Here is a 642-nt window from a genome sequence, read left to right as displayed (position 1 = left end):
CAGTACAGCTGGTGGCCGGACAACGAACAGGCCGAGATGCTCAACCTGGGCTCGCGCTTCGACTATCAGTTGCTGACTCCCGGCCTGCGCCGTTTTGTCCGCAGCGCACGCTTGCCGCGTCAGCCGCGTTTTTCGCAGCATGCGCCGTTGATCGTGGACTATGACTGGACTCTGACCATCTAAGCGTCCGTTCACAGCCACAAAAAAGCCGACATCACAGTCGGCTTTTTTGTGCTCGCTCTATTTGATCAGGCGCCAGGTGAAAGGGTACCGATATGGCACTCCCTCTCCAGCCTTGACTCCGCCGATGATGGTCAACACCAGGGCACCAATCGCCAGCAGGCCGAACATAAAGAACCCGATTATCACGATCATCAGCAGGAAACAGACTGCCGAAGCGATAGCGACAGTCAGCTGCAAGTTCAGCGCTTCCTTACCCTGTGCATCGCTGAAGGGGTCGGTCTCGCGCTTCATCTGCCAAAGAATCAGCGGCCCGATCAATGTGCCGAATGGAACCCAGATCCCCAGCAAGGCGGACAAGTGACAAAACATTGCCCATTGCCGAACTTCATGGCTCGGGGTGGGCTGGGGTAGCTGCTCATCACTCATGATGCTCTCCTTGCTGAAGACTGGCGCCCATCA

Annotated in this window: 1 protein-coding gene and 1 pseudogene; one reads left to right on the top strand and one right to left on the bottom strand. The window is 57.0% G+C overall.

What is annotated here, in order from left to right; genetic code table 4:
• Positions 1 to 183 (top strand): annotated as a pseudogene (locus C6B38_RS06850) (exodeoxyribonuclease III); the annotation flags it as partial.
• 57 nt (positions 184 to 240) lie between these two features.
• Here C6B38_RS06850 and C6B38_RS06845 read toward each other — a convergent pair.
• Complete coding sequence (locus tag C6B38_RS06845; RefSeq protein WP_105299081.1) at positions 241 to 609, bottom strand: DUF4870 domain-containing protein; 369 nt, start codon at positions 607 to 609, stop codon at positions 241 to 243.
• Between the last annotated feature and the right edge of the window lie 33 nt (positions 610 to 642).

The organism is Spiroplasma sp. ChiS (assembly GCF_002968355.1).
GTDB lineage: Bacteria > Bacillota_I > Bacilli_A > Mycoplasmatales > Mycoplasmataceae > Spiroplasma > Spiroplasma citri.
The sequence above is the reverse complement of the archived record's forward strand: the minus strand, read 5'-3'. Positions and strand labels throughout refer to the sequence as shown.